This is a genomic window from Streptomyces sp. NPDC090108 (genome assembly GCF_044747185.1).
Classification (GTDB): Bacteria; Actinomycetota; Actinomycetes; order Streptomycetales; family Streptomycetaceae; genus Streptomyces.
Map to the genome: position 1 here is coordinate 215,972 of NZ_JBIVDQ010000010.1, position 24,795 is coordinate 240,766.

The following is a 24,795-nucleotide window of genomic DNA, read 5'->3' on the forward strand; positions in this document are numbered from 1 at the left end:
CCATGCTGCTCACGATCGACGTCGGCAACACGCACACGACCCTCGGCCTGTTCGACGGCGAGGACATCGTCGAGCACTGGCGCATCTCCACGGACGCGCGCCGCACGGCGGACGAGCTCGCGGTGCTCCTCCAGGGCCTGATGGGCATGCACCCGCTGCTCGGCGAGGAGCTGGGCGACGGCATCGACGGCATCGCCATCTGCGCGACGGTCCCGTCGGTGCTGCACGAGCTGCGCGACGTCACCCGGCGCTACTACGGCGACGTGCCCGCGATCCTGGTGGAGCCCGGCGTGAAGACCGGCGTGCCGATCCTGACGGACAACCCCAAGGAAGTCGGCGCGGACCGGATCATCAACGCGGTCGCGGCCGTGGAGCTGTACGGCGGCCCGGCGATCGTCGTCGACTTCGGCACCGCCACCACCTTCGACGCGGTCTCCGCGCGCGGGGAGTACGTCGGCGGGGTCATCGCGCCCGGCATCGAGATCTCGGTGGAGGCGCTCGGCGTCCGCGGCGCCCAGCTGCGCAAGATCGAGGTGGCCAGGCCGCGCAGCGTGATCGGCAAGAACACGGTGGAGGCCATGCAGGCCGGCATCGTGTACGGGTTCGCCGGGCAGGTCGACGGCGTGGTGAGCCGGATGGCCAGGGAACTGGCCGCCGACCCGGACGACGTCACGGTGATCGCCACGGGCGGCCTCGCGCCGATGGTGCTGGGCGAGGCCTCCGTGATCGACGAGCACCAGCCGTGGCTGACCCTGATCGGCCTGCGGCTCGTCTACGAGCGGAACGTGTCCCGCATGTAGGACGCGCCCCGCGCACCCTGGATCCGGCGCCCGCCTCCCGCGGGCGCCGGACCCGTTTCCGGACCCGTTTCCGGACCTGTTCGCGGACGGCCCGGAACCGGCTCCTTCCGCGCACGTCACACCGGGCGTACGCGCTTCACCCGTGCGGGGTGACCCCGGTCGGGGGAACCCCGGCGACGACACGCGACGACACAACGTGTCGATCTGTCGCTTTTGTCTGATTAGCGGTAGCGTCGCCGCATGCCCACGCCATACGGATCCCGCGGCGGCATGGCGTTCGGCGCGGAGGAGCTGCGTGTGCTCCGCCGCGCCCTCGCCCTCGCCCTCCACCCCGGCCAAGCCCGAGCCGAGGACGTCCAGGACTGCTTCCGCCTGGCCGCCTCGCTCGACGAGGCGCTGCGCGAGGCGGCCAGGCTGCGCGCCTTCCTGATCGACGACCTCGGCAGGTACCGCGCCGCCCTGCCGGGCACCGCCGCCGGGTATCTCGCCCTCCTGGAGGAGGCGCTGGGCGCCGGGCACCGCCCCACGCCGGACGACCTCGCCGCGCTCCGCGCGCTGCGCGGCAACCCCGTGGCCGCGGCCCTGCTGGACCGCTGCCGTGCGATGGCCGAGCGGGACGTACGGGCCCGCTTCGCCCACGGCGCGCGCACGGTCCCGGCCCCCACGGTCCCGGCCCCCGCCGTGCCGGCCTCCCGGACCCGCCTGCTGGCCCTCCCCGGGGGTGCGGGCGAGACCTGGGCCGCAGGGAGCGAGGGTGCGGAGAAACCCGCTCAGAAGCCCGCCCAGAAGCCCGGACGGGCCCCCTCGGAGACGCCCGGCGGACGGCCGGACGCCGATCCGGCGGCACCGAAGCGGCCCATTCCGACCCCCGGCGAGGTCTTCCCGCGCCGCAAGCCGCCGGCGTCCGAGGCCGGCGCGGCGGAACTCCGCCGGCTCGCCGCCGGATGAGCCGCGGGGTGAGCCGCCGGGCCGCCGCCGGATGAACGGCCGGCCGGACCGCCGGTTCGCCCACCCCGCCCCTTTCGCCCGTTCCCGCGTGGCTACTCTGGAGCCATGGACTACGTCTCCGCGCTCGTGCCCCCGGTCGTCATGGCCGTGTTCTTCATCGGTGTGGTCAGGGTGATCGTGAAGACCCAGGGCGGGGCGGCCAAGGCCAAGGAGGACGCGGCCGTCGACGCCGCCCTCGCCCGCGCGGACGCGGCGGGCGGCACCCCCGGCGACGCCTGACCCGCCCGCGGGGCCCCACGGCCCGCCTGACATACGGCGTACGGCCGCGCGCACCTCGGTGCCTCGCGAGCCGTGCGCCCTTTTTGTTCGCTTTCGACGCCAAAGGCCACGTCAGGTACGCCTTCGGCGGTATCTCCCAGTATTGTTCTGAGATGTGCCTCGCCCATTGGGAGAACTCGAAGACGCCGTCATGACCCGGGTGTGGAAGTGGAACCGGCCCGTGACGGTTCGGGAAGTCCTGGAAGACCTCCAGCGGGAACGCTCCATCGCGTACACCACCGTGATGACGGTTTTGGACAATCTCCATCAGAAGGGCTGGGTGCGGCGCGAGGCCGAAGGGCGTGCCTATCGATATGAGGCCGTCTCCACCCGGGCCGCCTACGCGGCCGCGCTGATGAACGAGGCCTGGTCGCAGAGTGACAACCCGGCCGCCGCTCTCGTCGCCTTCTTCGGGATGATGAGCGACGAACAGCGCCAGTCCCTGCGGGACGCGGTACGCATCGTCCAGGGACCGGAAACGCGGGAAGCGCAGGAACCCACGGAACGGGAAGCCGCGCGACCCCCGCGAGACGAGAACCCCGGCTCGGCGGGGGACCACGACGGGCGATAGCGTCCGCTCATGTCCGCAGAGCGCTCCGAAGCGACCGCAAAAGCCATCACCGTCCGGCGGGCCAGGACCAGCGATGTCCCCGCCGTGCGCCGGCTCCTCGACGACTACACGCGCGAACGCATCCTGCTCGACAAACCCACCGTCACGCTTTACGAGGACATCCAGGAGTTCTGGGTCGCGGAACGCGACGACAACGCCGAGGTGGTCGGCTGCGGCGCCCTGCACGTCATGTGGGAAGACCTCGCCGAAGTCCGCACTCTCGCGGTGAAGACCGGGCTCAGGGGCGCCGGCGTCGGACACCGGCTGCTGGAGAAGTTGCTGCACACCGCGCGCCGGCTCGGCGTTCGCCGGGTTTTCTGCCTGACCTTCGAAGTCGACTTCTTCGCGAAGCACGGCTTCGTCGAGATCGGTGAGACGCCGGTCGACACCGATGTGTACGCGGAGCTCTTGCGTTCCTATGACGAGGGCGTCGCGGAGTTCCTCGGTCTCGAACGAGTGAAACCGAACACCTTGGGCAACAGCCGGATGCTTCTGCATCTGTGATCGCCAATGCCCCGGTTCCCTATGTCCGAAACGCGCATGTTTCCGGGCAGGACGGTCTGACGAGTCTCTCCCAGGGGTTTGTGTTTTTCCGGCAAAAGCGGTTTGCTTTCCGACGTACTGCAGTACTGCATATAACAGGGGCGGCGAAACGGCGGGCGCCGCACACCCACTGACACTCACGTTATCGATGAAAGGAAATCCGGTGGCACAGAAGGTTCAGGTCCTTCTTGTCGATGACCTCGACGGCGGCGAGGCGGACGAGACCGTCACGTTCGCACTGGACGGCAAGTCGTACGAGATCGACCTCACGACTGCCAATGCGGACAAGCTGCGTGGTCTTCTCGACCCCTATCTGAAGGGCGGCCGTCGCACCGGTGGCCGTGCTTCCAGCGGTCGCGGAAAGACCCGTGCCGCTTCCGGCGGCAACCAGGACACCGCGGCGATCCGCGCCTGGGCCAAGGAGAACAAGCTCGAGGTCAACGACCGCGGCCGCGTTCCCGCGACCATCCGCGAGGCCTACGAGAAGGCCAACGGCTGATTCCGCCCGCGGGCGGACCGGACGGCGCTCAGGCGCCGCAGCCGGACCCGGTGGCAGTAAGTCGCCACCGTGTCCACCAGTCGCACGAGATCGGGGGCCTGCCCGACGCCGCCGATGCCCGGCAGCGCCGGCAGCGCAGCCTCCACCTCGCACCCCGGCCCGGGGGGCCGCAGCCACACGGCGGCCCCCTGCACGGGCTCCGCGGCACCGGCCGGACCGGCCGAGGTGCCGGAACCGGCGGCGGCACCGGCGAACCGGCCGGCACCGGCGCCGTACAGGCCCGGCGCCTCCATCAGGCCGCCGGCGCCGAGGACCCGCAGATCCAGCTCCAGTGACCCCCACTCCAGCCAGTCGAGCAGCCCAGGCAGCTCCTCCGCGCTGCCGGCGGCCACCAGCAGGAGCGTCCGGCCGCCCCGCAGGGCCACCGGAGAACCCGGTACGAGATGCCTGAGCGCCTGCGCGCCCGCCTCGGCCGGTACGTCCAGGACGTCGAACCGCACCCCCGTCACCAGCCGCAGCGGCCGGCCGGGCACGGTCTTCCATCCCAGTTCGTTCTCGTACCAGTGCCGGGCCCCGGAAGCGGGGTGCGGACCGGAACCGGGCGGACGACGAGGAGGGGGGACCGTGGAGGTCACGGGGACCGAGCCAGCCATGCCACCTGCAACCGCCGGAGCACGCCGGGAGTTACGCTGGGTTCACCGGCGATTGCGCAGGGTCCCCGAGAAGGGGGCGCGCGGGGGTGCCGGGAGGCGCAAGGTTGTTCGCCCGTAGCGGAGGGAACCGGTGCGCACGGCATGGAGTGTCAGTCCCTGCGGGTAAGACATGCCTAGTGGGAGGGGGCGACACGCAGATCGGGGCGTCCCACGTTCGCCATCGGCGTACTGGCGAGTGGGGTAACTGCCTGGCCTGCGGGAACATCGTCTCGCACCATCGGGTTGGAGCAGATGTCGGCGTTCGGGGTCAGGAGGCCATCGACGGTGTCGGCAGTTGGAATGAGCGGTCCCCGCTTGCGGGACTAAGCTGCGGAAGGACAGGGAGGGGAAGTTCCCCCCACTGCCTGACCGCTCTGAGGAGCGATTAACGATGTTCGAGAGGTTCACCGACCGCGCGCGGCGGGTTGTCGTCCTGGCTCAGGAAGAAGCCCGGATGCTCAACCACAACTACATCGGCACCGAGCACATCCTCCTGGGTCTCATCCACGAGGGTGAAGGTGTCGCCGCTAAGGCCCTGGAGAGCCTCGGCATTTCGCTTGAGGCGGTCCGCCAGCAGGTGGAGGAGATCATCGGTCAGGGCCAGCAGGCCCCGTCCGGCCACATCCCCTTCACCCCCCGTGCCAAGAAGGTCCTGGAGCTGTCGCTCCGCGAGGCCCTTCAGCTGGGCCACAACTACATCGGCACGGAGCACATCCTGCTCGGCCTGATCCGTGAGGGCGAGGGCGTCGCCGCCCAGGTCCTGGTCAAGCTGGGCGCAGACCTCAACCGGGTGCGGCAGCAGGTCATCCAGCTGCTCTCCGGTTACCAGGGCAAGGAGACGGCCACCGCGGGCGGGCCGGCCGAGGGCACCCCCTCGACCTCCCTCGTCCTCGACCAGTTCGGCCGGAACCTCACCCAGGCCGCTCGTGAGTCCAAGCTCGACCCGGTCATCGGGCGCGAGAAGGAGATCGAGCGGGTCATGCAGGTGCTGTCCCGCCGTACCAAGAACAACCCGGTGCTGATCGGTGAGCCCGGCGTCGGCAAGACCGCCGTCGTCGAGGGCCTCGCCCAGGCCATCGTCAAGGGCGAGGTGCCCGAGACCCTCAAGGACAAGCACCTCTACACCCTGGACCTCGGTGCCCTGGTCGCCGGCTCCCGCTACCGCGGTGACTTCGAGGAGCGCCTGAAGAAGGTCCTCAAGGAGATCCGCACCCGCGGCGACATCATCCTGTTCATCGACGAGCTGCACACGCTGGTCGGTGCGGGTGCCGCCGAGGGCGCCATCGACGCCGCCTCCATCCTCAAGCCGATGCTGGCCCGCGGTGAGCTCCAGACCATCGGTGCCACCACGCTGGACGAGTACCGCAAGCACCTGGAGAAGGACGCGGCCCTCGAGCGCCGCTTCCAGCCCATCCAGGTCGCGGAGCCGTCCCTGCCGCACACGATCGAGATCCTCAAGGGTCTGCGCGACCGGTACGAGGCGCACCACCGCGTCTCCATCACGGACGAGGCCCTGGTCCAGGCCGCCACCCTGGCCGACCGCTACATCTCGGACCGCTTCCTGCCGGACAAGGCGATCGACCTGATCGACGAGGCCGGCTCCCGGATGCGCATCCGCCGGATGACCGCGCCGCCGGACCTCCGCGAGTTCGACGAGAAGATCGCCGGTGTCCGCCGCGACAAGGAGTCCGCGATCGACTCGCAGGACTTCGAGAAGGCCGCCTCCCTGCGCGACAAGGAGAAGCAGCTCCTCGCCGCCAAGGCCAAGCGCGAGAAGGAGTGGAAGGCCGGCGACATGGACGTCGTCGCCGAGGTCGACGGCGAGCTGATCGCCGAGGTCCTCGCGACCGCCACCGGCATCCCGGTCTTCAAGCTGACCGAGGAGGAGTCCAGCCGCCTGCTCCGCATGGAGGACGAGCTCCACAAGCGGGTCATCGGCCAGGTCGACGCCGTCAAGGCGCTGTCGAAGGCGATCCGCCGTACGCGTGCCGGTCTGAAGGACCCGAAGCGTCCCGGTGGCTCGTTCATCTTCGCCGGCCCGTCCGGTGTCGGTAAGACCGAGCTGTCCAAGGCGCTCGCCGAGTTCCTCTTCGGTGACGAGGACGCGCTGATCTCCCTCGACATGTCGGAGTTCAGCGAGAAGCACACGGTCTCGCGCCTGTTCGGTTCGCCCCCCGGCTACGTGGGCTACGAAGAGGGCGGCCAGCTGACCGAGAAGGTCCGCCGCAAGCCGTTCTCCGTGGTCCTCTTCGACGAGGTCGAGAAGGCCCACCCGGACATCTTCAACTCGCTGCTGCAGATCCTGGAGGACGGTCGCCTGACCGACTCCCAGGGCCGGGTCGTGGACTTCAAGAACACGGTCATCATCATGACGACCAACCTCGGCACGCGGGACATCTCGAAGGGCTTCAACCTGGGCTTCGCGGCCTCGGGTGACACGAAGACCAACTACGAGCGCATGAAGAACAAGGTCCAGGACGAGCTCAAGCAGCACTTCCGGCCCGAGTTCCTCAACCGCGTGGACGACGTGGTCGTCTTCCCGCAGCTCACGCAGGCCGACATCCTGCGGATCGTCGACCTGATGGTCGGCAAGGTGGACGAGCGCCTGAAGGACCGGGACATGGGCATCGAGCTCTCCCAGTCCGCCAAGGAGCTGCTGTCCAAGAAGGGCTACGACCCGGTGCTGGGCGCGCGTCCGCTGCGTCGCACGATCCAGCGCGAGATCGAGGACACGCTCTCGGAGAAGATCCTCTTCGGCGAGCTGCGCCCCGGTCACATCGTGGTCGTGGACACCGAGGGCGAGGGCGACTCCGCCACCTTCACCTTCCGGGGTGAGGAGAAGTCGTCCCTGCCGGACGTCCCGCCGATCGAGCAGGCGGCCGGCGGTGCCGGACCGAACCTGAGCAAGGACGCCTGACCCCTCAGGCGCTTCAGCGGCAACCGGAGGGGGCCGGTGCTCTTCGGAGCACCGGCCCCCTCCGGCATGCCCGGGGTCCCGCCCCGGGCCGGACTACGACAGCTGACCGTCGTAGTCCGGCAGCTTGAACGTCCTCTCGGCGTGGCCGCCGGAGAGGTCGGTGGCGCTGTTGCCGATGTTGGCGACGATCGTGTAGCCCTGGCTCTCGATGTCGGCGCGCTGGGCCGTCTTGTAGGTGGCGACGTCCTTGAAGAGGTCGAAGAGACCGCGGACGTAGAGGCCGGAGACGTCGTAGCCGTCGTGTTCGAGGTTGTACTCGGTGGGCCAGTAGAGGATGCCCGGGCGGGCCGTGACGAAGAAGAGCCGGACGCCGTGCTCCTGGGCGTAGCGGGCGACGTCCAGGACGGGCTGGTTGGCGGGCTGCGGGTAGCTGAAGCCGAAGTCGGTCTCCAGCGTGGTGTTGTCGATGTCGAAGACGATCGCCTGCTTCTCGCCCGGCCGCGCGGCGGCGACACGGGCCTGGAGGTACGGCAGGGCCTGGTCCATGACCGCCCGGCAGTCCCGCTGCCAGGTCGCGTGGTCGACCGGGGTGGCGCCGGCCGCCTCCGCCGCGCCTGCGGAGCCCGTGACGGCCGTGGAGGCCGCGGAGGCGGCCGAGGCCGTGGTGTCCGCCCGGGCCGACGGGGAGGCCGCGGAGGCGGCCTGGGCCGGCGCGGCGAGAGCGGCGAGCGCGGCCACGCAGACCGCGGTCACGGATGTCCGGCGCACCCAGGAGCTTGGGGTCATCTGAGGGGTCCTCTCACGTCCGTACGCTGCACGGCCCGACCGAAGCGAAATGTCAGGGACATGGTGTGTGGTGAGGATGGCGCGAGAGGAACCGTAGGGTTACCGGACGGTAGGTGCCTAGAGGTGCGCATCACATTTCCACACCCGGAAACAAAGGCCCCCGGTGACAAGCCGCACAGGCGAAATGTCCGTTACTAACCCTGATAGTGGGATCTTGTTTCGGGACAAAAAGGACATTGCGCTTGGAAACTCTGAGTGAAACAGCGACGTTGTCGCCGCTGGTCCTCCGGGGGAGGCGGAACTGTCAAGAGGTGGGTGGATTTGGGGGGATCTACTGCCTGGAGTCGTAGATCGGTGAATTGTGGCCGGATGGGGCGGCGGGATACGAATGTCCGGCCACCCGGTGCGCCGAGACATTCGTGCGACGGGTGGCTTTCTGTCCCCGACTCCACGAGGTCTCGATGTTCCAGCGCTTCACGTCCCGCTCCTCCCGTGTGTCCTCGTTCCGCACCCGTGCGGCCGTCATGGCGGCCGGCGTGGGCGCCATGGCCGTGCTGGGCAGCGGAATCGCGAGCGCCGCCACCCCCGCCGCGGCCTCCTGGGTCGACCCGGTGAAGTCGTACACCCTCTCCGCGGGCTTCGACCAGGCCGGCAGCCACTGGGCGCACAAGCACAGCGGCCAGGACTTCGCCGTCCCGACCGGCACCGAGGTCGTCGCCGCGCACGGCGGCACCGTCGTCAAGGCCGGCCCCAACGGTGCCGGTGACGGCCCGGCGTACGGCAACGCCATCGTGATCAAGCACGCGAACGGCCTGTACTCCCAGTACGCGCACCTGTCGCGCATCGACGTCCGCGTCGGCCAGATCGTCCGGACCGGCCAGCACATCGCCCTCTCGGGCAGCACCGGCAACTCCACCGGCCCCCACCTGCACTTCGAGATCCGCAAGACGCCGAACTACGGCTCCGCGGTGAACCCGGTCGTCTTCCTGCGCGCCGAGGGCGTCACGGTCTGATCTGCTCGTCCTTCGCGTGGGCGCCCCGGTGCGCCTGCGTGACCAGGTCCACGGCGACCTCGAGAACGGCCTCGCGCTTCTTCTCGGGGTCGCCTTCCAGGTCCTGCATCACGAACATCCCGGCGTGCAGGGTGAAGAGCGCGCTGACCGAGCGGACCTGGTCGACCAGATCGGCCTCGGGGTCCATGAGGATGTCCCGCAGGCCGCGCATCCGGTCCTTGAAGGTGTCGCCGATGCGCAGTTCCCGCACGGTCGCCTGGTTCTCCTGCATGAACCGGAAGAGCGGCTCCGCGCCGGCCAGGGCCTCGCTGTAGCGCCGTACGATCTCCTGCTTGGTCTCCAGCGTGTGCGGCTGGCTCCGGCCCCACTCGATCAGGTCCTCGATCGGCTGCGTCAGATCCCGGAAGAGGCTGACGATGATCTCTTCCTTGGTCTTGAAGTGGTAGTACAGGGCCGCTTTCGTGACGTCGAGACGCTCGGCGATCTCGCGCAGAGAGGTCTTCTCGTAGCCCTGCTCCGCGAAGAGCTCGAGTGCCACGTCCTGGATGCGCTGGCGGGTGTTGCCGCGGCGCTGCTGCTTGGTGCCGTCCATGGTGACGCCCATCCTCGTACTCCTTGCGCTCCCGCGGAAACTTACTTGACGCCCGGCTAGTAGCGCGGGTACCTTTCCCAGTGTAGTGAACTAGCCGGGCGGCAAGTAAGTAGTTGTCGCCAGGGGGAGTGGGAGAGATGGCGGACACGCAGACTGTGACGGGCGACACCAAGCCCGCCGGCAAGCAGGAGAAACAGCCCAAGAGCGTGCGGGTGGTCCTGCTCGCGCTCATGATCGCGATGATGCTCGCGATGCTCGACAACATGATCGTGGGCACCGCGATGCCGACGATCGTGGGCGAGCTGGGCGGTCTGGAGCACCTGTCCTGGGTGGTGACCGGGTACACGCTCGCGACCGCGGCCTCGACCCCGGTCTGGGGCAAGGTCGGCGACATGTTCGGGCGCAAGGGCGCCTTCCTGAGCTCGATCGTGATCTTCCTGATCGGTTCGGCGCTCAGCGGCATGGCCCAGGACATGGGCCAGCTGATCGGGTTCCGCGCGATCCAGGGACTCGGCGCCGGCGGTCTGATGGTCGGCGTCATGGCGATCATCGGTGACCTCATCCCGCCGCGCGAGCGCGGCAAGTACCAGGGCATGATGGCCGGCGTCATGGCGCTGGCGATGATCGGCGGCCCGCTGGTCGGCGGCACCATCACCGACAACTGGGGCTGGCGCTGGGCCTTCTACATCAACCTGCCGCTCGGCGCCGTCGCGCTGGCGCTGGTCACCGCGGTGCTGCACCTGCCGAAGAAGCGGTCCAAGGCCGGCATCGACTACCTCGGCGTCGTCCTGCTCACCGTCGGCATCACCTCGATCGTGCTGGTCACCACCTGGGGCGGCAGCGAGTACCCCTGGACCTCCGCGCGGATCATGGAGCTGATCGCCCTCGGCGTGGTCGCGCTGATCGGGTTCGTGTTCTGGCAGACCAAGGCCTCCGAGCCGGTGCTGCCGCTGCACATCTTCAAGAGCCTCAACTTCACCCTGATGTCGCTGATCGGCTTCATCACCGGCTTCGTGATGTTCGGTGCCACGCTCTTCCTCCCGCTGTACCAGCAGGCCGTGCAGGGTGCCTCCGCGACCAACTCGGGTCTGCTGCTCCTGCCGATGCTCGGCGCGATGCTGGTGACCTCCCTGATCGCCGGCCGGGTCACCACCAGCAGCGGCCGCTACAAGATCTTCCCGATCGTGGGCGGCGCGCTGATGATCGTCGGCCTGTACCTGCTGTCGACGATGGACACGGGCACCAGCCGCTTCGTCTCCGGTGTCTTCATGGCCGTGGTCGGCGCGGGCATGGGCTGCCTGATGCAGATCACCATGCTGGTCGCGCAGAACAGCGTGGAGATGAAGGACATGGGCGTGGCCTCCTCGTCCACCACCCTGTTCCGCACCCTCGGTTCCTCCTTCGGCGTCGCCATCATGGGCGCCCTGTTCAACCACCGGGTGCAGGACGTCATGGCCGAGCGGGCCGGCGCCCTGGGCAAGGGCATCACCGAGAAGTCGGCGCAGCTGGACGCGGCGAGCCTCGCGAAGCTGCCCGCCCCGGTGCGGGAGGCCTACCAGCACGCCGTGTCGGCGGGTACGCACTCCGCCTTCCTGCTGGGCGCGGTGATCGCGGTGGTCGTGCTGATCGCGGCCCTCTTCGTCAAGGAGGTCCCGCTGCGCAGCGCGCCGCAGAAGCCGGCCTCCGATGAGGGCGGCGAGAGCGGCGAGGCCGCCGAGGACGCGGTGCCGGCCCCGGCACCCGTGATCGAAGCGGTCTGACCGACCCCCTGGTCCGAAGGCCCCCGGCGGTGTCCGCCCCGGGGGCCTTCGCCGTGCCCGGTCACTGTCAGTGGCCCGTGCCACCATCGGCCCATGGACAAAGTGCGCCGTCTGCGTCTGGCCAAGGACGCCATGGACCGGGACTGGGCCGACCCCGGTCTCGACCTCGACGCGCTGGCCGCGCACGCCGGGTACTCGCGCTACCACTTCCTGCGCGCCTTCAAGGACGTCTACGGCGAGACGCCCCGGCAGTACCTGACCCACCGGCGGATCGAGCGGGCCGAGGACCTGCTGCGCACCGCCGGTCTGTCGGTGACCGAGATCTGCCTGCTGGTCGGCTTCAGCAGCCTCGGCACCTTCTCCTCCCGGTTCAAGGCGTGGACCGGGCTGACGCCCAGCGAGTACCGGGCCCGGCACGTGGGCCGCGGGGCCGCCCTCATACCCGGGTGCTACGCCATGCTCTGGGCCGGCGGCTTCAGGAACGGCCCCGGCGGCGGCCGTACGGAGAGCGCAATTCCGGAGAAGCGGCCCGAGGGCCCGGGTGCCTACGGTGGCTGAGCAAGAGCCGATCACCGCGCACCGCAGGAGCACACCATGATCCAGGGACTCAAGATCGCGACCGTCTGGGTACTCGACCAGGACCGGGCCAAGGAGTTCTACACCGGGAAGCTGGGCCTGGAGGTCCGCACCGACCTCACGATGGGCGACGGCGGCATGCGCTGGCTGACCGTGGGCGCCGCGGGGCAGCCCGATGTCGAGCTCACCCTGATGGTGCCCGGCCCGCCCGCGATGGACCCCGAGTCCGCCGAGATGGTGAAGAAGCTCGTGGCCAAGGGGGTCCTCGGCGCCGGGGTGCTCACCACCGACGACATCCACGGCGACTACAAGAGGCTCAAGGACCTCGGGGTGGAGTTCCTCCAGGAGCCGCAGGAGCGCCCGTACGGCACGGAGGCCCTGTTCCGCGACGACTCCGGGAACTGGTTCTCCTTCACCCAGCCCCGCGAGGGCGACCTCGACACGTCGAAGGACTGGGCCTGACCGGGATCCGGGCGGCCGCTCAGGAGCCCTGGCGCGGCAGCACCGGATAGCTCCCGGTGGCGGTCGGGGCGTGCTCCGGGAGCCAGAGGACGGCCACGGCGCCCTCCGACGGGATGTGGCCGGGCGCGCCCACCGGGCGGACGTTCCGGAAGGTCAGACGGGCACCGAGGACCCGGGCCTGTCCCGCGGCGATGGTCAGACCGAGGCCGTGGCCCTGGCCGGCGCGGTCCGCGCTGCCGGTGCGGAAACGGCTCGGGCCCTCGGCGAGCAGTTCCTCGGGGAAGCCGGGGCCGTGGTCGCGGATGCGGATCACCCGGCCCTCCACGGTCACCTCGACGGGCGGCCTGCCGTGCCGGGCCGCGTTGGCGAGCAGGTTGAACAGCACCCGCTCCAGCCGGCGCGGGTCGGTGGTGGCCTCCGACTCGTGCACCACGCGGACGACGATGTCCGGGTCCTTGGCGGCCACGCGCCGGGCGACGAACTCGCCGAGCAGGATGTCCTGGAGCTCGGCGCGCTCGGAGGCGCCGTCCAGCCGGGCCACCTCCAGCACGTCCTCGACCAGGGTGCGCATGGCCTTGGCCCGGTCCAGGACCAGTTCCGTGGGCCGGCCGGGGGGCAGCAGCTCGGCGGCGGTGAGCAGGCCCGTCACCGGGGTGCGCAGCTCGTGCGCGATGTCGGCGGTGACCCGCCGCTCGGCCTCCAGGCGCTGGCGCAGCGCGTCCGCCATGGCGTCCACCGCGCGGGCGAGGTCGTCGGTCTCGTCCCGTACGACTCCGCCGATGGCCTCCCGCACCCGTACGTCGGTCTCGCCGTTGGCGACCTGGCCCGCCGCGGCCGCCGCCTTGCGCAGCCGCCGGGAGAGCTGCCCGCCGATGAGCACGCCGAGCGCGCTGCCGCCGAGCACCACCGCGATGGACCCGATGACCAGCGCCTGGTCGAGGTCCTTCATCACGTTCGTGGAGCGGTCGGGGAAGTGGCTGTGCAGGGACAGCACGTGCCCGTCCTTGACCGGGACGGCCGCCCAGATGTCGGGCACGTTGCCGGAGCGGTCGCCGACGAAACTGGCCCGGCGTCCTTCGCGGACCTTCTGCCGCAGCTCGGGCGGCAGCTCGGGATCGTCGATCCGGATGCTGGGGAAGTTGGGCCGCCCCGACAGCTCGTAGTTGCGCTGGGCGATCTGGACGCGCTGGTTGGCCAGGTCGCGCGCGTTGTCCAGCATCGAGACGCGGGCCGCGTTGTGCACGACCAGGCTGAGCGCGATCGCCACCAGACCGGCGACCATCGCGATCGCCGCGCTCAGCTTCCATCTGAGACCGGTCCGCAGACCCGCCCGCTCCACACGCCGCACCGGGCGTCCGATGATCCCCCGCATCCCGCCCCCGCTCAGGCCTTCAACTTGTAGCCGAAGCCGCGGACCGTATCGATCCGGTCCTGGCCGATCTTCTGCCGCAGCCGCTGCACATGGACGTCGACGACCCGGGTGTCACCGCCCCAGCCGTAGTCCCACACCCGCTCCAGCAGCTTGTCGCGGGACAGCACGGTCCCCGGCGCCGCGGAGAACTCCAGCAGCAGCCGCATCTCGGTCGGGGTGAGCGCCACCGGCTGCCCGGCCCGGCGCACCTCCATGCCCTCGGTGTCGATCTCCAGCTCACCGAAGGTCAGCACCCCGCCGGCCGTCCCGCCGGCCTCGGCCGCCTCCCGCGCGGCCTGACCCGCGTGCCCGAAGCGGCGCAGCACCGCGCGGATCCGGGCGACGAGGACCGCGCCGTCGAACGGCTTGGTCACGTAGTCGTCGGCGCCCGCCTCCAGGCCGAGGACGACGTCGATGGAGTCGGCACGCGCCGACAGCATGATCACCGGCACGGTCGACTCGTCGCGGATCCGCCGGCACAGGCTGACCCCGTCCAGGCCCGGGACCATGACGTCCAGCAGCGCGATGTCGGGGCGGTCCGCCCGGAACGCCTCCAGGCCGGACAGCCCGTCGGGCATCGCGGTGACCGCGAAACCGTCCCGCTCCAGGGCGAGCTGGGTGGCCTCGCGGATGACGTCGTCGTCCTCGACGAACAGGACATGGGTCTGCTCTGCCATCCCGCTGCTCTCCGTCCTCGTGGTCGGCTGTGGGGTCGTCAGTCGGCCGGTACGGGGGAGGGGCCCCCGCCGACGGCGCTGCTGTAGTCGGTGTGCACGGCCTTGCCGGCGCTGAACCGGCCCGCCTGCCACCGGTAGGGGATCACGTCCTCGCCCGACGGCGACGAGATCGGGTCGCCCCGCTTGTAGACCTGCCTGGTCACACTCAGGACGCCGTCCTCGATCTCGGCGTAGACCGGGGACTCCTCGCTCCGGAAGACATTCTTGTACGCACCGTTGTCGTCCCGGTACACGTACGAGCCGATACCGACCGCGTCGGCGCAGGTCAGCACGTTGATGACGACATCGTCCGCGGTACCGCCGGTCAGGTCGCCGTAGGAGACGTCCAGCGGGTCCTCGCCGCCGCACGGCTTCAGCTCCCGCTTGACGGCCGCCGAGACCGACGGGTCCCGCTTCAGGAGGGCGATCGCGTCCACCCGCCGGTAGCCGCCGGCCGGGCTGGGCGAGGGGGAGGCGACGGCGCCGGCCACCGCGGAGGCGTGCGCCGGGCCCTCGTCCCGGGCGCCGGTGCCCCCGGTGCCGCAGGCGGTGACGGAAAGGCCGACGGCGGCGAGCACGGCCGCAGCCGCGATCACCGCCTGTGAACGTTCACGGGCCCTGCTGGGCCCGGCGCCGGTCAGGCCGCGCAACGCTCCCGCTCCTCACGCTCCAGCGCCCGCGCGTCCAGATCGCGCGCCTCCAGCTCCTCGCGGAGCCGGGCGAGCGCCCGGTGCAGCGTGCTCTTGACCGTGCCCGCGGACATGCCGAGAGCCGCGGCCGTCTCCTCCGTGGACATCTGCTCCCAGTGTCGCAGGACGACGACACTGCGCTGCTTGGGGGCGAGCACCTTCAGGATGTCCATCAGCAGGGCCCGGTCGGCGTGCTGCTCGGTGGCGTCCGCGACGCTGGCGTCGGGCAGCTGCTCGGTCGGGACCTCCTCCAGCCGGCGCGCCCGCCACCACTCGGTCCGCGTGTTGATCATGACGCGACGCAGATAGGCGTCGGCGAGCCGCTTGTCGGAGATGCCCTCCCAGCGGCCGTAGGTGCGCACGAGCGCGGTCTGCAGCAGGTCCTGGGCGTCGACGGGGTCCGGGACCAGCCGGCGGGCGCTGCGCAGCAGCGCGTCCTGCCGGGTGCGGACGTACTCCTCGAATTCGAGCACCTCGCCCTGCGCCATGATCGACCGCCTCCGTCTCCCCGTTGCCCCGGCCGGTGCCGGAGTCCCGCGTCCCGCTGTCCCGGTGGTCTGCCGGGCACGGGAAAAACGCTACGGAGCGGTTGTCACGAGGCTGTGCGGAGCAGCCTGCGGCCGGCAATCGGCTGTCCGTCGGTTGTGTAACGGAAGTAGGCGCGGGGTAAGGAGGCGGGTCGTTATGCCCCGTTATGGGGAGTTGTGTCGGGCGGGAGCCGGTACAAGACGTGCTCCCGCCCTGTGACATGGCTGTGCGTCAGGTGAGCGGCAGCCGGTAGAGGCCGCCCGGAAGCGGTTCGACCAGACCGTCCGACACCAGCCCGTCGAGGGCGCGGGCGCGTTGCACCGGCTCGTGCCACACCCGGTCGAGCGCCTGCTGCGGCACCGGCACGTGCGCCTCCCGGAGCACCGCGAGCAGCTTGCCGCGGACCTGCCGGTCGGTACCGGCGTACGTCTGCCCGCGCCGCGGCGGCCCCTCGTGCTCCGGCTTTCCGGCCAGCTGCCAGGCGCACTGGTCGGCGATCGGGCAGCGCGCGCAGTCCTCGTTCTTCGCCGTGCACACCAGCGCGCCCAGCTCCATGGAGGCGGCGGCCCAGCGGGCGGCCGTCCGCTCGTCCTCCGGCAGCAGCTCGCGCGCCAGCCGGCGCTCGGCGGCGGTGGTGGCGTTCGGCGGGTACCGCACCCCGGTCACCGCGCGCGCGAAGACCCGGCGCACGTTGGTGTCCAGCACCGGGTGCCGCTGCCCGTACGCGAAGGAGGCCACCGCGGCCGCCGTGTACTCGCCGATGCCGGGCAGGGCCAGCAGCTGGGCGTGGTCGGTCGGCACGTCCCCGTCATGCCGCTCCGTTATGGCCACGGCCGCTCCGTGCAGCCGCAGGGCGCGGCGCGGATAGCCGAGCCGGCCCCAGGCGCGCACGGCCTCGCCCGGGGGCTCCTTCGCCAGGTCGGCGGGGCGCGGCCAGCGGGCCAGCCACTGTTCGTAGACGGGGAGCACCCGGTTCACCGGGGTCTGCTGGAGCATGAACTCGCTGACCATCACGCCCCACGGACCCGCCTCCGGGCGACGCCAGGGGAGATCGCGGGCGTTGATGTCGAACCAGGCGAGCACGGGGGAGTGGAGCTTCTCAGTCATGGTCCTTACGATCCTGCCACGCCTGGCCCGTGCAGGGCCGGTGACAGCGCGGTCACGGAGCGTCCGTCCCGGCGAAGCCGCCTGCCCGTGGCGGAAGTTGCCCGAGATGATGATCCGGAAAAGTTGGTGATAGGGCGGCGGGTGACGCAGGCAAGCGGCACGATCTCTCGTAGAGTTCGGGCCGTGGGATCTTTGCGCAATCCGGTCGGGCCGCTTCCCTCCTCCATCTACTGGCGACGGAGGGTCGTCATCGTGTCCGTGGTGTCCGTGCTGGCACTGCTGGGCACCTGGATCGTCGTGTCCGGCGGCGGGGGCGGCAAGAACGACGCCGGCGGGTCCAACGGCAAGAATCCCGCGTCCACGATCACACCCGGGCCCTCCTCCTCCGGTCCCGCGATCAGCCAACACCCGGGCGGCCGCGACGAGTCGGGCGGCGCGGGCGCCGGGGACGGGGGCTCCGGCGGCGACGCGGGTTCCGCGGGCGCGGGCGGCGCGGGGTCGTCCGGCGACGGTGACGACGGCGGTCGGGGCGGCGGCGCGGGTTCCGCCGGGTCCGGTGCCGGTGACGTCGGCGCGGGCGATGTGCTGCCCGCCTCCGTCTCGCTGCCCGACTGCCCCTCCGGCTCGCTCTCGCTGAGCCTGCACAGCGTGCACAACTCCTACTCGCCGGACCAGGCCCCCACCTTCGAACTCGGCGTCAAGAACTCCTCGTCCCGCGACTGCAAGGTCGATCTCGGGCCGAAGAAGGCCGTGTTGACGATCACCCCGGCCGACGGCGACGACGCGCTCTGGTCCTCGTCCGACTGCCCCGAGGACCCGGCCGGCCTCGTGTTCCGGGTGGCCGCGGGCCAGAGCATCACCTACACGGTGAAGTGGGACCGCAAGTCGAGCGCCCCGCACTGCGGCAGGCCGCCGGTGTCGGGCCTGGCGAAGCCGGGGACCTACCTCCTGGAGGCCAAGGCGCCCGGCGCGACCAAGACGCAGACATCGTTCGTGCTGTCGGCCGACTAGGGGGCGTCTCTTCGGTCGCCGCGGGCCCGCGAAGACCGGGGAGACGCTCCCTGGGGCCACCCTGCGCGGCGGACGCCCACCGGGGATGTCCGGCCCCTGTCACCCGGGGCGGCCCTCCTCGGGGAGACGCCCGCTAGACGCCTGCTAGACGTACCGCTCCAGGATGGACGACTCGGCCAGGCGGGACAGGCCCTCGCGCACGCTCCGGGCGCGGGCCTCGCCCACGCCGTCCACCGCCTGGAGGTCGTCGACACTCGCCGCGAGCAGCTTCTGCAGGCCGCCGAAGTGCTCCACGAGCCGGTCGATGATCGCGCCGGGAAGACGCGGCACCTTCGCCAGCAGCCGGAAACCCCGCGGGGACACCGCGGAGTCGAGGGTCTCGGGGGAACCGGTGTAGCCCAGCGCCCGTGCCACCGTGCCCATTTCGAGCAGCTCCGCGTGGCTCAGCGCGTCCAGCTCGGACAGCGCCTCCTCGACCGTGCGCGAGCGCTTCGCCGTCGGCTCGGGCACATAGTCCCGGACGACGAGTTCACGGTCGGGCTCGACGCCCGCGATCAGCTCCTCCAGCTGGAGGGCGAGCAGCCGGCCGTCCGTGCCCAGCTCGACCACGTACTCGGCGATCTCGGTGGCGATGCGCCGGACCATCTCCAGGCGCTGCGCGACCGCCGACACGTCCCGGACCGTGACCAGGTCCTCGATCTCCAGCGCCGACAGCGTGCCCGCGACCTCGTCCAGCCGGAGCTTGTACCGCTCCAGGGTGGCCAGCGCCTGGTTCGCGCGGGACAGGATCGCCGCCGAGTCCTCCAGCACGCGCCGCTGCCCGTCGACGTACAGGGCGATCAGCCGCATGGACTGGGAGACGGAGACGACCGGGAAACCGACCTGCTTGGAGACACGGTCGGCGGTGCGGTGGCGGGTGCCCGTCTCCTCGGTCGGGATCGTCGGGTCCGGCACCAGCTGCACGCCGGCCCGCAGGATCTTGGACAGGTCCGAGGAGATGACGATGCCGCCGTCCAGCTTGCACAGCTCCCGCAGCCGCGTCGCCGTGAACTCCACGTCCAGCACGAATCCGCCGGTCGACATCGTCTCGACCGTCTTGTCGCAGCCGAGGACGATCAGGCCGCCGGTGTTGCCGCGCAGCACCCGCTCCAGACCGTCGCGCAGGGCCGTGCCCGGAGCCACGGCGCTCAGCGAGGCGCGCATCAGGCCATCGGTACCGGCACTCCCACCGGACTTTCCGGGAGCTGCTGCCCGGTCGTTGGCTGCCACTGCACTCCTCCGGTCGCAGGTTCTGACGCGCTCCCGTCCCGCACCTGGTTCGTACGGACGGGCGAGACCTGCGCAAAGTCTACCGGCGGTCCTCCGCCTCCCGTGGGGCCTCTCGGCGACGGGAGCGCGGCAGAACGCTCAGCGCGTCCCCCATGTCGGCCACCTCCAGGACCTTCATGCCGGGCGGCACCTTGCCCGGATCGCCCGGAACGAGCGCGTGCGTGAAGCCCAGCCGGTGTGCCTCGGCGAGCCTGCGCTGCACGCCGGTGACCCGTCTCACCTCGCCCGCCAGACCCACCTCGCCGATGGCGACCAGGTTCTTCGGCAACGGGGTGTCGCTGGCGGCCGAGGCCAGCGCGAGCGCGATCGCGAGGTCGGCGGCCGGCTCGGACAGCCTCACCCCGCCGACGGTCGCGGAGTAGATGTCCCGCTTGCCCAGCGCGCTGATCCGGCCGCGCTGTTCCAGCACCGCGAGCATCATCGACACCCGGGAGGTCTCCAGGCCCGAGGTGGTGCGGCGCGGGGAGGGGATCTGGGAGTCGACGGTCAGCGCCTGCACCTCGGCCACCAGCGGACGGCGGCCCTCCAGGGTGACGGTCAGACAGGTGCCGGGAACCGGCTCGTCGCGGCGGGTCAGGAAGAGTCCGCTGGGGTCGGCGAGGCCCGTGATGCCCTCGTCGTGCAGTTCGAAGCAGCCGACCTCGTCGGTGGCGCCGTAGCGGTTCTTCACGCCGCGCACCAGGCGCAGCCGGGCGTGCCGGTCGCCCTCGAAGTGCAGGACGACGTCCACCAGGTGCTCCAGCAGCCGCGGGCCGGCGATCGCGCCGTCCTTGGTGACATGGCCCACCAGCAGCGTCGACATCCCGCGCTCCTTGGAGGCGCGGATCAGGGCGCCGGCCACCTCGCGGACCTGGGCCATGCCGCCGGGCGCGCCGTCGATCTCCGGGGAGGCGACCGTCTGCACCGAGTCCAGGATCAGCAGGGACGGCCTGACCGCGTCCAAGTGGCCGAGGACGGCGGCCAGATCGGTCTCGGCCGCCAGGTACAGATGGTCGTCGAGGGCGCCGATGCGGTCGGCGCGCAGCCGCACCTGGCTGGCCGACTCCTCACCGGTCACATAGAGGGTCTTGTGCTCCTCGCTCGCCGACTTGGCCGCCACGTCCAGCAGCAGGGTCGACTTGCCCACGCCGGGCTCACCCGCGATCAGCACCACCGCGCCGGGCACGAGACCGCCGCCGAGCACCCGGTCCAGCTCGGGCACGCCGGTCGCGCGGGCGGTGGCCTGGCGGCCGTCGACCTGGCCGATCGGCACCGCGGAGCTGGTGACGCGGCCCGGGGCCGTCGTACGCACCGCGGGCGTGCCGTACTCCTCGACCGTGCCCCAGGCCTGGCACTCCGGGCAGCGGCCGAGCCACTTGGCCGTCTGCCAGCCGCACTCGGTGCAGCGGTAGGACGGTCGGTCCTTGGTGGTCTTGGTGCGGGCAGCCATGCGGAAACCGTAGCCCGCCGCACTGACAACGCCCGCCCGTTCCCCGCGCACGGGCCCCGGAGGGCACCGGCCGTTCCCCGCGCACGGGCCCCGGACGGTCGCCGTCCGCTCCGGCGCACGAGGGGATCCCGGAGGCACAGCAGGGGGACGGGGGCGCACGGAGGGGGCTCTGAGGCACGTGTGAGTGACCCGGTATCGGCCATGGCCCGCCGCATTCGAGCCGCCTGGTGAGAGGCCCCTGTCCCCTTATGAGGGATCGTTTCACCCGTACGGATTAAAAGAGCTCAAGGCGTCGGAAGGGCCCCCGCGGCGCCGCCTACGGTCGCACAGGTGATGAGCAGCAGCCCGGAGACCACGACCCGCACCCCCGGCGCGCATCGGGCGCACCGGGAGGCGCGCGACCGCGCGGCCGCGCGCACCGTCGCCCAGCGGCCCCCCGCGCGCTACGAGCCGTACCTCGACGGCCTGTTCACCTACTGCCTGTCGGTGCTGTGCGACCACGACGCGGCCACCGCCGCCCTCGGTGACGTCCTCGCGCTCGCCGAGCGGCGCGGGCAGCGCGCCCCGGAGGCCTCCGCCGACCGCAGGGCCTGGCTGTACGCCCTGGCCCGCTGGGCATGCCTGCGCGGGCTGGCCCAGGCCAAGCAGAAACGTCAGGGCGGCCACGCGGCGGGCCGCCCCGCGCGCGGCGGGGCGGACGGGAAGCCGGCGGCTGCGGCGGCCGGCACGCAGGTGCCCGGGCCGGCCGTCGCCGCGGAGGTGAAGGAGCGGCGGCGCCGCGAACTCGCCCTGCTCGCCTGGCCGGAGGCGGCCGGCACCACGCCCGAGCAGCGCGAGGCCCTGGAACTGGCCGTCCGCCACCACCTCGCTGCGGACGAGGTCGCCGCCGTGCTCGGCCGGGAGCCCGCCGCCACCCGCGAACTGCTGTCCTCCGCCGCCTGCGAGGTCGAGCGCACCCGCGCCGCGCTCGCCGTGGTCGAGACCGGCGGCTGCCCGAGCGTGGCCCACCTCACCGGCGACAGCCGGCTGGTCCTCAGCGCCGCCCTGCGCCGCGAACTGGTCCGGCACGTCGACGACTGCCCCCGCTGCCGCCGTACCGCCGAGCGCGCGGATCCCGGGCGCTGGCCCGGCGACGCGGTCACGCCCGCCGAACTGCCCGTCGTGGAGGCGCCCCGCGCGGCCCTGCACATGGCCCTCGCGCACCACCCGCGCGCGCGGGGCGCCGCCGTGCCGCGCTTCGACCGGCGCGGATTTCCGATGGACCCCAAGGACCGCGCGGCGCGCCGCGACCGGCTCCGCGCGCGTGCCGTCACCACGACGGTCGTCGCCACGGTCGTCGCCGCCCCGGTCCTCGCCCTGTGGGCCGCCTACCGGGGCACGCCCACCACCGGCGCGGACGGCCCGTCCGCCGCCGCGCGCGAGGCGGGCGGACCCGGGGCGCTCGACGGCGACGGGGGCGGCGACTACGAGAACGCGGGCAACGCGCGCGTGAAGTCCGGCATCCGGCTCGGCCGGGACGGCAAGGCGGACGTCTCGGTGGCGGTCGTCAGCGTCTCCGGCGCCGGCAGGAAGGGCGCCGGACGACTCACGGTCGGCGCGGCGAACGACGGCGACACCACGCTGGTCACCCTGACCGCGTCCGGTTCCGCACCGGTGCGCTGGTCCATGTCCACCCCGGCGCACTGGCTCTATCCCAGCAGGTCCTCGGGCACGCTCGCCCCCGGCGACACGGTGACCGTGAAGGTGTATGTCGACCACCTGCGCGAGCCGGCCGGCCACTGGCACGCCAAGGTGGCGGTCGCCCCGGCGGGCGCCGTGGTCACCATCGACGGCTACGGCACGGCCCGCACCGGTCCCGCGCGTCCCACCGGAACCCCGGAACCGCCGAGCCCGCCGTCCTCGGCCCCCGGCACCCCGGACCCGACGCCCCCGACGACGCCGCCCTCGGATCCGCCCACCGACGGCTCCCCGTCCCCGACGGACCCCACGCCCACGCCGACCGACCCGGACCCCTCCCCGTCGGATCCGCCGGACAGCTCGTCCCCGCCCCCGACCGACGACGGCTCCACCCCTACGGGCGGCTAGCCGGGGACCGGAGAGCAGAGAGAGCGGGGGCGGCGGACGGGGGAGGGGCCGTGGAGGTCACCCGGAGGGCGACGGCCTCAGCCGGCCGGTGCCGGGTCGGCCGGATGCGGGGCCACCATGGGCAGCCGCGACGCCAGCCGCTGTTCGCACAGCTCGACCAGGCGGTCGTAGCCCGCCTTGCCCATCAGCTCGGTCAGCTCGGCCCGGTAGGAGACGTACACCGGGTCGCCCGCGCCGTGCGCCGAGGTGGCCGAGGTGCACCACCAGTGCAGGTCGTGGCCGCCGGGGCCCCAGCCGCGCCGGTCGTACTCGCCGATCGACACCTGCAGGATCCGCGTGTCGTCCGGGCGGTCGATCCAGTCGTACGTCCGCCGGATCGGGAGCTGCCAGCACACGTCCGGCTTGGTCTCCAGGGGCTCGCGGCCCTCCTTCAGGGCCAGGATGTGCAGCGAGCAGCCCGCGCCGCCGGCGAAGCCGGGACGGTTCTGGAAGATGCAGGAGCCCTGGAAGGGGCGGGTCTGCCGGTCGCCGTCCTCGTCCTCCGACACCCAGCCGTTGAGCGTGCCCTCGGCGTGGTGCTGCCAGATGTCCGGGGTGAGCCGGGCCACGTGCCCCGCGACCCGCTTCTCGTCGTCCTTGTCCGAGAAGTGCGCTCCCAGCGAGCAGCACCCGTCGTCCGCGCGGCCCGCCTGGATGCCCTGGCAGCCGCTGCCGAAGATGCAGTTCCAGCGAGAGGTCAGCCATGTCAGATCGCAGCGGAAGACCTGCTCGTCGTCCGCCGGATCAGGGAACTCCACCCATGCCCGGGCGAAGTCGAGTCCCTTCTCGTCACTCACCTTCGGGGCCTTCCTTGACGCGGACGCCTTCACCCGTGAGGAATCCTTCGAGCCCTTGGAGGATGTGGACGTCTTGTCAGCCTTCGCGGCCTTTCCGTCCTTCGCCTTTTTCGTCTTTGGCACCCGTCCAGGGTAAGTCGCCGGAAGCGGCTCCCGGGACCGGCGACGGGCGTCGTGGCAGTAGCGTTCCGTACATGAGACTCGGTGTCCTGGACGTGGGTTCGAACACGGTGCATCTGCTGGTGGTGGACGCCCACCCCGGCGCCCGCCCGCTGCCCGCGCATTCGCACAAGGCCGAGCTGCGGCTCGCCCAGCTCCTCGACCGTGACGGCGCCATCGGCGAGGAAGGCATCGAGAAACTCGTCGCCGTCGTACGGGACGCCCTCCAGGCCGCCGAGGACAAGGGAGTGGAGGACCTGCTGCCCTTCGCGACCTCCGCCGTCCGCGAGGCCCGCAACGCCGACGAGGTCCTCACGCGCGTGGCGGAGGAGACCGGCGTACGGCTCCAGGTGCTGTCCGGTGCCGAGGAGGCCCGGCTCACCTTCCTCGCGGTGCGCCGCTGGTTCGGCTGGTCCGCCGGGAAGCTGCTCGTCCTGGACATCGGCGGCGGCTCCCTGGAGATCGCCTACGGCATCGACGAGGAACCGGACGCGGCCGTCTCCCTGCCGCTCGGCGCCGGCCGCCTCACCGCCGGCTGGCTGCCCGGGGACCCGCCGGGACCCGAGGACGTCCGCATCCTGCGCCGGCACGTCCGTACGGAGATCGCCCGCACGGTCGGCGAATTCAGCCGCTTCGGCGCCCCCGACCACGTGGTCGCCACCTCCAAGACCTTCAAGCAGCTGGCCCGCATCGCCGGCGCCGCCCGCAGCGCCGACGGCCTCTACATCCAGCGCGAGCTCAAGCGCGAGTCCCTGGAGGCCTGGGTCCCGCGCCTGGCCGCCATGACCGAGCGGCAGCGCGCCGAACTCCCCGGTGTCTCCGACGGCCGCGCCGGCCAGATACTGGCCGGCGCTCTGGTGGCCGAGGGCACGATGGACCTGTTCGGCGTGGAGAGCCTGGAGATCTGCCCCTGGGCCCTGCGCGAGGGCGTGATCCTCAGGCGTCTGGACCACATGGGCTCGGCGTGATCCGGTGGGCG

25 protein-coding genes are annotated in these 24,795 nt (G+C 71.7%); 14 read left to right on the plus strand and 11 right to left on the minus strand.

All coding sequences use genetic code 11. The annotated features are described in order from the left end of the window. Nucleotides 1-2 precede the first annotated feature (2 nt). The 6 genes from ACIPRD_RS30750 to ACIPRD_RS30775 all read left to right on the plus strand — a co-directional run bounded on the left by ACIPRD_RS30750 (nucleotide 3) and on the right by ACIPRD_RS30775 (nucleotide 3,718). Complete coding sequence (locus ACIPRD_RS30750) at nucleotides 3-800, plus strand: type III pantothenate kinase (RefSeq protein WP_356407775.1); 798 nt, start codon at nucleotides 3-5, stop codon at nucleotides 798-800. A gap of 270 nt (nucleotides 801-1,070) precedes the next feature. Beyond that, a complete protein-coding gene (locus ACIPRD_RS30755) occupies nucleotides 1,071-1,748 on the plus strand; it encodes a hypothetical protein (protein WP_356407885.1) in 678 nt (225 codons plus the stop codon). Nucleotides 1,749-1,853: 105 nt separating this feature from the next. Continuing rightward, nucleotides 1,854-2,027, plus strand: coding sequence for a hypothetical protein (locus ACIPRD_RS30760; protein WP_401567758.1), 174 nt, complete (start codon nucleotides 1,854-1,856; stop codon nucleotides 2,025-2,027). 190 nt (nucleotides 2,028-2,217) lie between these two features. Beyond that, nucleotides 2,218-2,637, plus strand: coding sequence for a BlaI/MecI/CopY family transcriptional regulator (locus ACIPRD_RS30765; RefSeq protein WP_401567823.1), 420 nt, complete (start codon nucleotides 2,218-2,220; stop codon nucleotides 2,635-2,637). Nucleotides 2,638-2,646: 9 nt separating this feature from the next. Further along, nucleotides 2,647-3,180 carry an amino-acid N-acetyltransferase gene (locus ACIPRD_RS30770; RefSeq protein WP_401567760.1) on the plus strand — a complete coding sequence of 178 codons (534 nt, stop codon included), beginning with the start codon at nucleotides 2,647-2,649 and terminating at the stop codon, nucleotides 3,178-3,180. Nucleotides 3,181-3,382: 202 nt separating this feature from the next. Beyond that, nucleotides 3,383-3,718, plus strand: coding sequence for an Lsr2 family protein (locus ACIPRD_RS30775; protein ID WP_356407787.1), 336 nt, complete (start codon nucleotides 3,383-3,385; stop codon nucleotides 3,716-3,718). On the opposite strand, the gene ACIPRD_RS30780 is transcribed toward ACIPRD_RS30775, so the two are convergent. Beyond that, nucleotides 3,697-4,371 (minus strand): SCO3374 family protein, encoded by a 675-nt coding sequence (locus ACIPRD_RS30780; protein ID WP_401567764.1) that lies wholly within the window; start codon nucleotides 4,369-4,371, stop codon nucleotides 3,697-3,699. The two genes, ACIPRD_RS30775 and ACIPRD_RS30780, sit on opposite strands and share 22 nt — an antisense overlap. 430 nt (nucleotides 4,372-4,801) lie before the next feature. Between ACIPRD_RS30780 and ACIPRD_RS30785 the strand changes: the two genes are divergently transcribed. Then, the gene (locus tag ACIPRD_RS30785; RefSeq protein WP_356407793.1) at nucleotides 4,802-7,327 is read left to right on the plus strand and encodes an ATP-dependent Clp protease ATP-binding subunit; all 2,526 of its coding nucleotides are present in this window, start codon (nucleotides 4,802-4,804) and stop codon (nucleotides 7,325-7,327) included. Between the two features lie 93 nt (nucleotides 7,328-7,420). On the opposite strand, the gene ACIPRD_RS30790 is transcribed toward ACIPRD_RS30785, so the two are convergent. Beyond that, on the minus strand, nucleotides 7,421-8,113 hold the full coding sequence (locus tag ACIPRD_RS30790; RefSeq protein WP_401567767.1) for an HAD family acid phosphatase: 693 nt from the start codon (nucleotides 8,111-8,113) through the stop codon (nucleotides 7,421-7,423). A 461-nt stretch (nucleotides 8,114-8,574) separates the two neighbouring features. Here ACIPRD_RS30790 and ACIPRD_RS30795 point away from each other — a divergent pair, with 461 nt between their 5' ends. Beyond that, nucleotides 8,575-9,126, plus strand: coding sequence for a M23 family metallopeptidase (locus tag ACIPRD_RS30795; RefSeq protein ID WP_356407799.1), 552 nt, complete (start codon nucleotides 8,575-8,577; stop codon nucleotides 9,124-9,126). Here the strand turns inward: ACIPRD_RS30795 and ACIPRD_RS30800 are convergent. After that, on the minus strand, nucleotides 9,116-9,730 hold the full coding sequence (locus ACIPRD_RS30800) for a TetR/AcrR family transcriptional regulator (protein ID WP_356407802.1): 615 nt from the start codon (nucleotides 9,728-9,730) through the stop codon (nucleotides 9,116-9,118). The two genes, ACIPRD_RS30795 and ACIPRD_RS30800, sit on opposite strands and share 11 nt — an antisense overlap. Nucleotides 9,731-9,855: 125 nt before the next feature. Here ACIPRD_RS30800 and ACIPRD_RS30805 point away from each other — a divergent pair, with 125 nt between their 5' ends. The 3 genes from ACIPRD_RS30805 to ACIPRD_RS30815 all read left to right on the plus strand — a co-directional run bounded on the left by ACIPRD_RS30805 (nucleotide 9,856) and on the right by ACIPRD_RS30815 (nucleotide 12,516). Beyond that, on the plus strand, nucleotides 9,856-11,478 hold the full coding sequence (locus ACIPRD_RS30805) for an MDR family MFS transporter (RefSeq protein WP_401567771.1): 1,623 nt from the start codon (nucleotides 9,856-9,858) through the stop codon (nucleotides 11,476-11,478). 93 nt (nucleotides 11,479-11,571) lie between these two features. Beyond that, nucleotides 11,572-12,036, plus strand: coding sequence for a helix-turn-helix transcriptional regulator (locus ACIPRD_RS30810; protein WP_356407808.1), 465 nt, complete (start codon nucleotides 11,572-11,574; stop codon nucleotides 12,034-12,036). Between the two features lie 36 nt (nucleotides 12,037-12,072). Then, on the plus strand, nucleotides 12,073-12,516 hold the full coding sequence (locus ACIPRD_RS30815) for a VOC family protein (RefSeq protein ID WP_401567774.1): 444 nt from the start codon (nucleotides 12,073-12,075) through the stop codon (nucleotides 12,514-12,516). A gap of 19 nt (nucleotides 12,517-12,535) precedes the next feature. Here ACIPRD_RS30815 and cseC read toward each other — a convergent pair whose 3' ends face one another. The 5 genes from cseC to ACIPRD_RS30840 all read right to left on the minus strand — a co-directional run bounded on the left by cseC (nucleotide 12,536) and on the right by ACIPRD_RS30840 (nucleotide 16,967). After that, a complete protein-coding gene (gene cseC, locus ACIPRD_RS30820; protein WP_356407814.1) occupies nucleotides 12,536-13,888 on the minus strand; it encodes a two-component system sensor histidine kinase CseC in 1,353 nt (450 codons plus the stop codon). An 11-nt stretch (nucleotides 13,889-13,899) separates the two neighbouring features. Further along, nucleotides 13,900-14,604 carry a two-component system response regulator CseB gene (cseB, locus tag ACIPRD_RS30825; protein WP_356407817.1) on the minus strand — a complete coding sequence of 235 codons (705 nt, stop codon included), beginning with the start codon at nucleotides 14,602-14,604 and terminating at the stop codon, nucleotides 13,900-13,902. Nucleotides 14,605-14,642: 38 nt separating this feature from the next. Continuing rightward, nucleotides 14,643-15,293, minus strand: coding sequence for a hypothetical protein (locus ACIPRD_RS30830; RefSeq protein ID WP_356407820.1), 651 nt, complete (start codon nucleotides 15,291-15,293; stop codon nucleotides 14,643-14,645). Then, the gene (locus ACIPRD_RS30835) at nucleotides 15,281-15,820 is read right to left on the minus strand and encodes a SigE family RNA polymerase sigma factor (protein ID WP_356407823.1); all 540 of its coding nucleotides are present in this window, start codon (nucleotides 15,818-15,820) and stop codon (nucleotides 15,281-15,283) included. The genes ACIPRD_RS30830 and ACIPRD_RS30835 overlap by 13 nt, the downstream gene beginning before the upstream one ends. 271 nt (nucleotides 15,821-16,091) lie before the next feature. Next, a complete protein-coding gene (locus ACIPRD_RS30840; RefSeq protein ID WP_356407826.1) occupies nucleotides 16,092-16,967 on the minus strand; it encodes an A/G-specific adenine glycosylase in 876 nt (291 codons plus the stop codon). Between the two features lie 183 nt (nucleotides 16,968-17,150). Between ACIPRD_RS30840 and ACIPRD_RS30845 the strand changes: the two genes are divergently transcribed. Continuing rightward, nucleotides 17,151-17,978 (plus strand): hypothetical protein, encoded by an 828-nt coding sequence (locus ACIPRD_RS30845; RefSeq protein WP_401567780.1) that lies wholly within the window; start codon nucleotides 17,151-17,153, stop codon nucleotides 17,976-17,978. A gap of 144 nt (nucleotides 17,979-18,122) precedes the next feature. On the opposite strand, the gene disA is transcribed toward ACIPRD_RS30845, so the two are convergent. Both disA and radA read right to left on the minus strand, forming a co-directional pair. After that, nucleotides 18,123-19,247 carry a DNA integrity scanning diadenylate cyclase DisA gene (disA, locus tag ACIPRD_RS30850; RefSeq protein ID WP_356407832.1) on the minus strand — a complete coding sequence of 375 codons (1,125 nt, stop codon included), beginning with the start codon at nucleotides 19,245-19,247 and terminating at the stop codon, nucleotides 18,123-18,125. 79 nt (nucleotides 19,248-19,326) lie between these two features. Next, nucleotides 19,327-20,736, minus strand: a complete 1,410-nt coding sequence (radA, locus tag ACIPRD_RS30855; RefSeq protein WP_356407835.1) for a DNA repair protein RadA — start codon at nucleotides 20,734-20,736, stop codon at nucleotides 19,327-19,329. 330 nt (nucleotides 20,737-21,066) lie between these two features. Here radA and ACIPRD_RS30860 point away from each other — a divergent pair, with 330 nt between their 5' ends. Continuing rightward, nucleotides 21,067-22,821: a hypothetical protein gene (locus ACIPRD_RS30860; protein WP_401567783.1), complete on the plus strand. Its 1,755-nt coding sequence runs from the start codon at nucleotides 21,067-21,069 to the stop codon at nucleotides 22,819-22,821. 77 nt (nucleotides 22,822-22,898) lie between these two features. Here the strand turns inward: ACIPRD_RS30860 and ACIPRD_RS30865 are convergent, their stop codons facing one another. Further along, entirely contained in the window at nucleotides 22,899-23,690 is a 792-nt protein-coding gene (locus ACIPRD_RS30865; protein WP_401567825.1) for a hypothetical protein, read from the minus strand. 161 nt (nucleotides 23,691-23,851) lie between these two features. Between ACIPRD_RS30865 and ACIPRD_RS30870 the strand changes: the two genes are divergently transcribed. Then, nucleotides 23,852-24,784 carry a Ppx/GppA phosphatase family protein gene (locus ACIPRD_RS30870; RefSeq protein ID WP_356407844.1) on the plus strand — a complete coding sequence of 311 codons (933 nt, stop codon included), beginning with the start codon at nucleotides 23,852-23,854 and terminating at the stop codon, nucleotides 24,782-24,784. Nucleotides 24,785-24,795: the final 11 nt, after the last annotated feature.

What these genes read in the sequence shown, in the direction of transcription:
- ACIPRD_RS30750 (WP_356407775.1), top strand. Translation starts at nt 3, where the DNA reads ATGCTGCTCACGATCGACGTCGGCAACACGCACACGACCCTCGGCCTG.
- ACIPRD_RS30755 (WP_356407885.1), top strand. Translation starts at nt 1,071, where the DNA reads ATGGCGTTCGGCGCGGAGGAGCTGCGTGTGCTCCGCCGCGCCCTCGCC.
- ACIPRD_RS30760 (WP_401567758.1), top strand. Translation starts at nt 1,854, where the DNA reads ATGGACTACGTCTCCGCGCTCGTGCCCCCGGTCGTCATGGCCGTGTTC.
- ACIPRD_RS30765 (WP_401567823.1), top strand. Translation starts at nt 2,218, where the DNA reads ATGACCCGGGTGTGGAAGTGGAACCGGCCCGTGACGGTTCGGGAAGTC.
- ACIPRD_RS30770 (WP_401567760.1), top strand. Translation starts at nt 2,647, where the DNA reads ATGTCCGCAGAGCGCTCCGAAGCGACCGCAAAAGCCATCACCGTCCGG.
- ACIPRD_RS30780 (WP_401567764.1), bottom strand. Translation starts at nt 4,371, where the DNA reads ATGGCTGGCTCGGTCCCCGTGACCTCCACGGTCCCCCCTCCTCGTCGT.
- ACIPRD_RS30785 (WP_356407793.1), top strand. Translation starts at nt 4,802, where the DNA reads ATGTTCGAGAGGTTCACCGACCGCGCGCGGCGGGTTGTCGTCCTGGCT.
- ACIPRD_RS30790 (WP_401567767.1), bottom strand. Translation starts at nt 8,113, where the DNA reads ATGACCCCAAGCTCCTGGGTGCGCCGGACATCCGTGACCGCGGTCTGC.
- ACIPRD_RS30795 (WP_356407799.1), top strand. Translation starts at nt 8,575, where the DNA reads ATGTTCCAGCGCTTCACGTCCCGCTCCTCCCGTGTGTCCTCGTTCCGC.
- ACIPRD_RS30800 (WP_356407802.1), bottom strand. Translation starts at nt 9,730, where the DNA reads ATGGGCGTCACCATGGACGGCACCAAGCAGCAGCGCCGCGGCAACACC.
- ACIPRD_RS30805 (WP_401567771.1), top strand. Translation starts at nt 9,856, where the DNA reads ATGGCGGACACGCAGACTGTGACGGGCGACACCAAGCCCGCCGGCAAG.
- ACIPRD_RS30810 (WP_356407808.1), top strand. Translation starts at nt 11,572, where the DNA reads ATGGACAAAGTGCGCCGTCTGCGTCTGGCCAAGGACGCCATGGACCGG.
- ACIPRD_RS30815 (WP_401567774.1), top strand. Translation starts at nt 12,073, where the DNA reads ATGATCCAGGGACTCAAGATCGCGACCGTCTGGGTACTCGACCAGGAC.
- cseC (WP_356407814.1), bottom strand. Translation starts at nt 13,888, where the DNA reads ATGCGGGGGATCATCGGACGCCCGGTGCGGCGTGTGGAGCGGGCGGGT.
- cseB (WP_356407817.1), bottom strand. Translation starts at nt 14,604, where the DNA reads ATGGCAGAGCAGACCCATGTCCTGTTCGTCGAGGACGACGACGTCATC.
- ACIPRD_RS30835 (WP_356407823.1), bottom strand. Translation starts at nt 15,820, where the DNA reads ATGGCGCAGGGCGAGGTGCTCGAATTCGAGGAGTACGTCCGCACCCGG.
- ACIPRD_RS30840 (WP_356407826.1), bottom strand. Translation starts at nt 16,967, where the DNA reads ATGACTGAGAAGCTCCACTCCCCCGTGCTCGCCTGGTTCGACATCAAC.
- radA (WP_356407835.1), bottom strand. Translation starts at nt 20,736, where the DNA reads ATGGCTGCCCGCACCAAGACCACCAAGGACCGACCGTCCTACCGCTGC.
- ACIPRD_RS30870 (WP_356407844.1), top strand. Translation starts at nt 23,852, where the DNA reads ATGAGACTCGGTGTCCTGGACGTGGGTTCGAACACGGTGCATCTGCTG.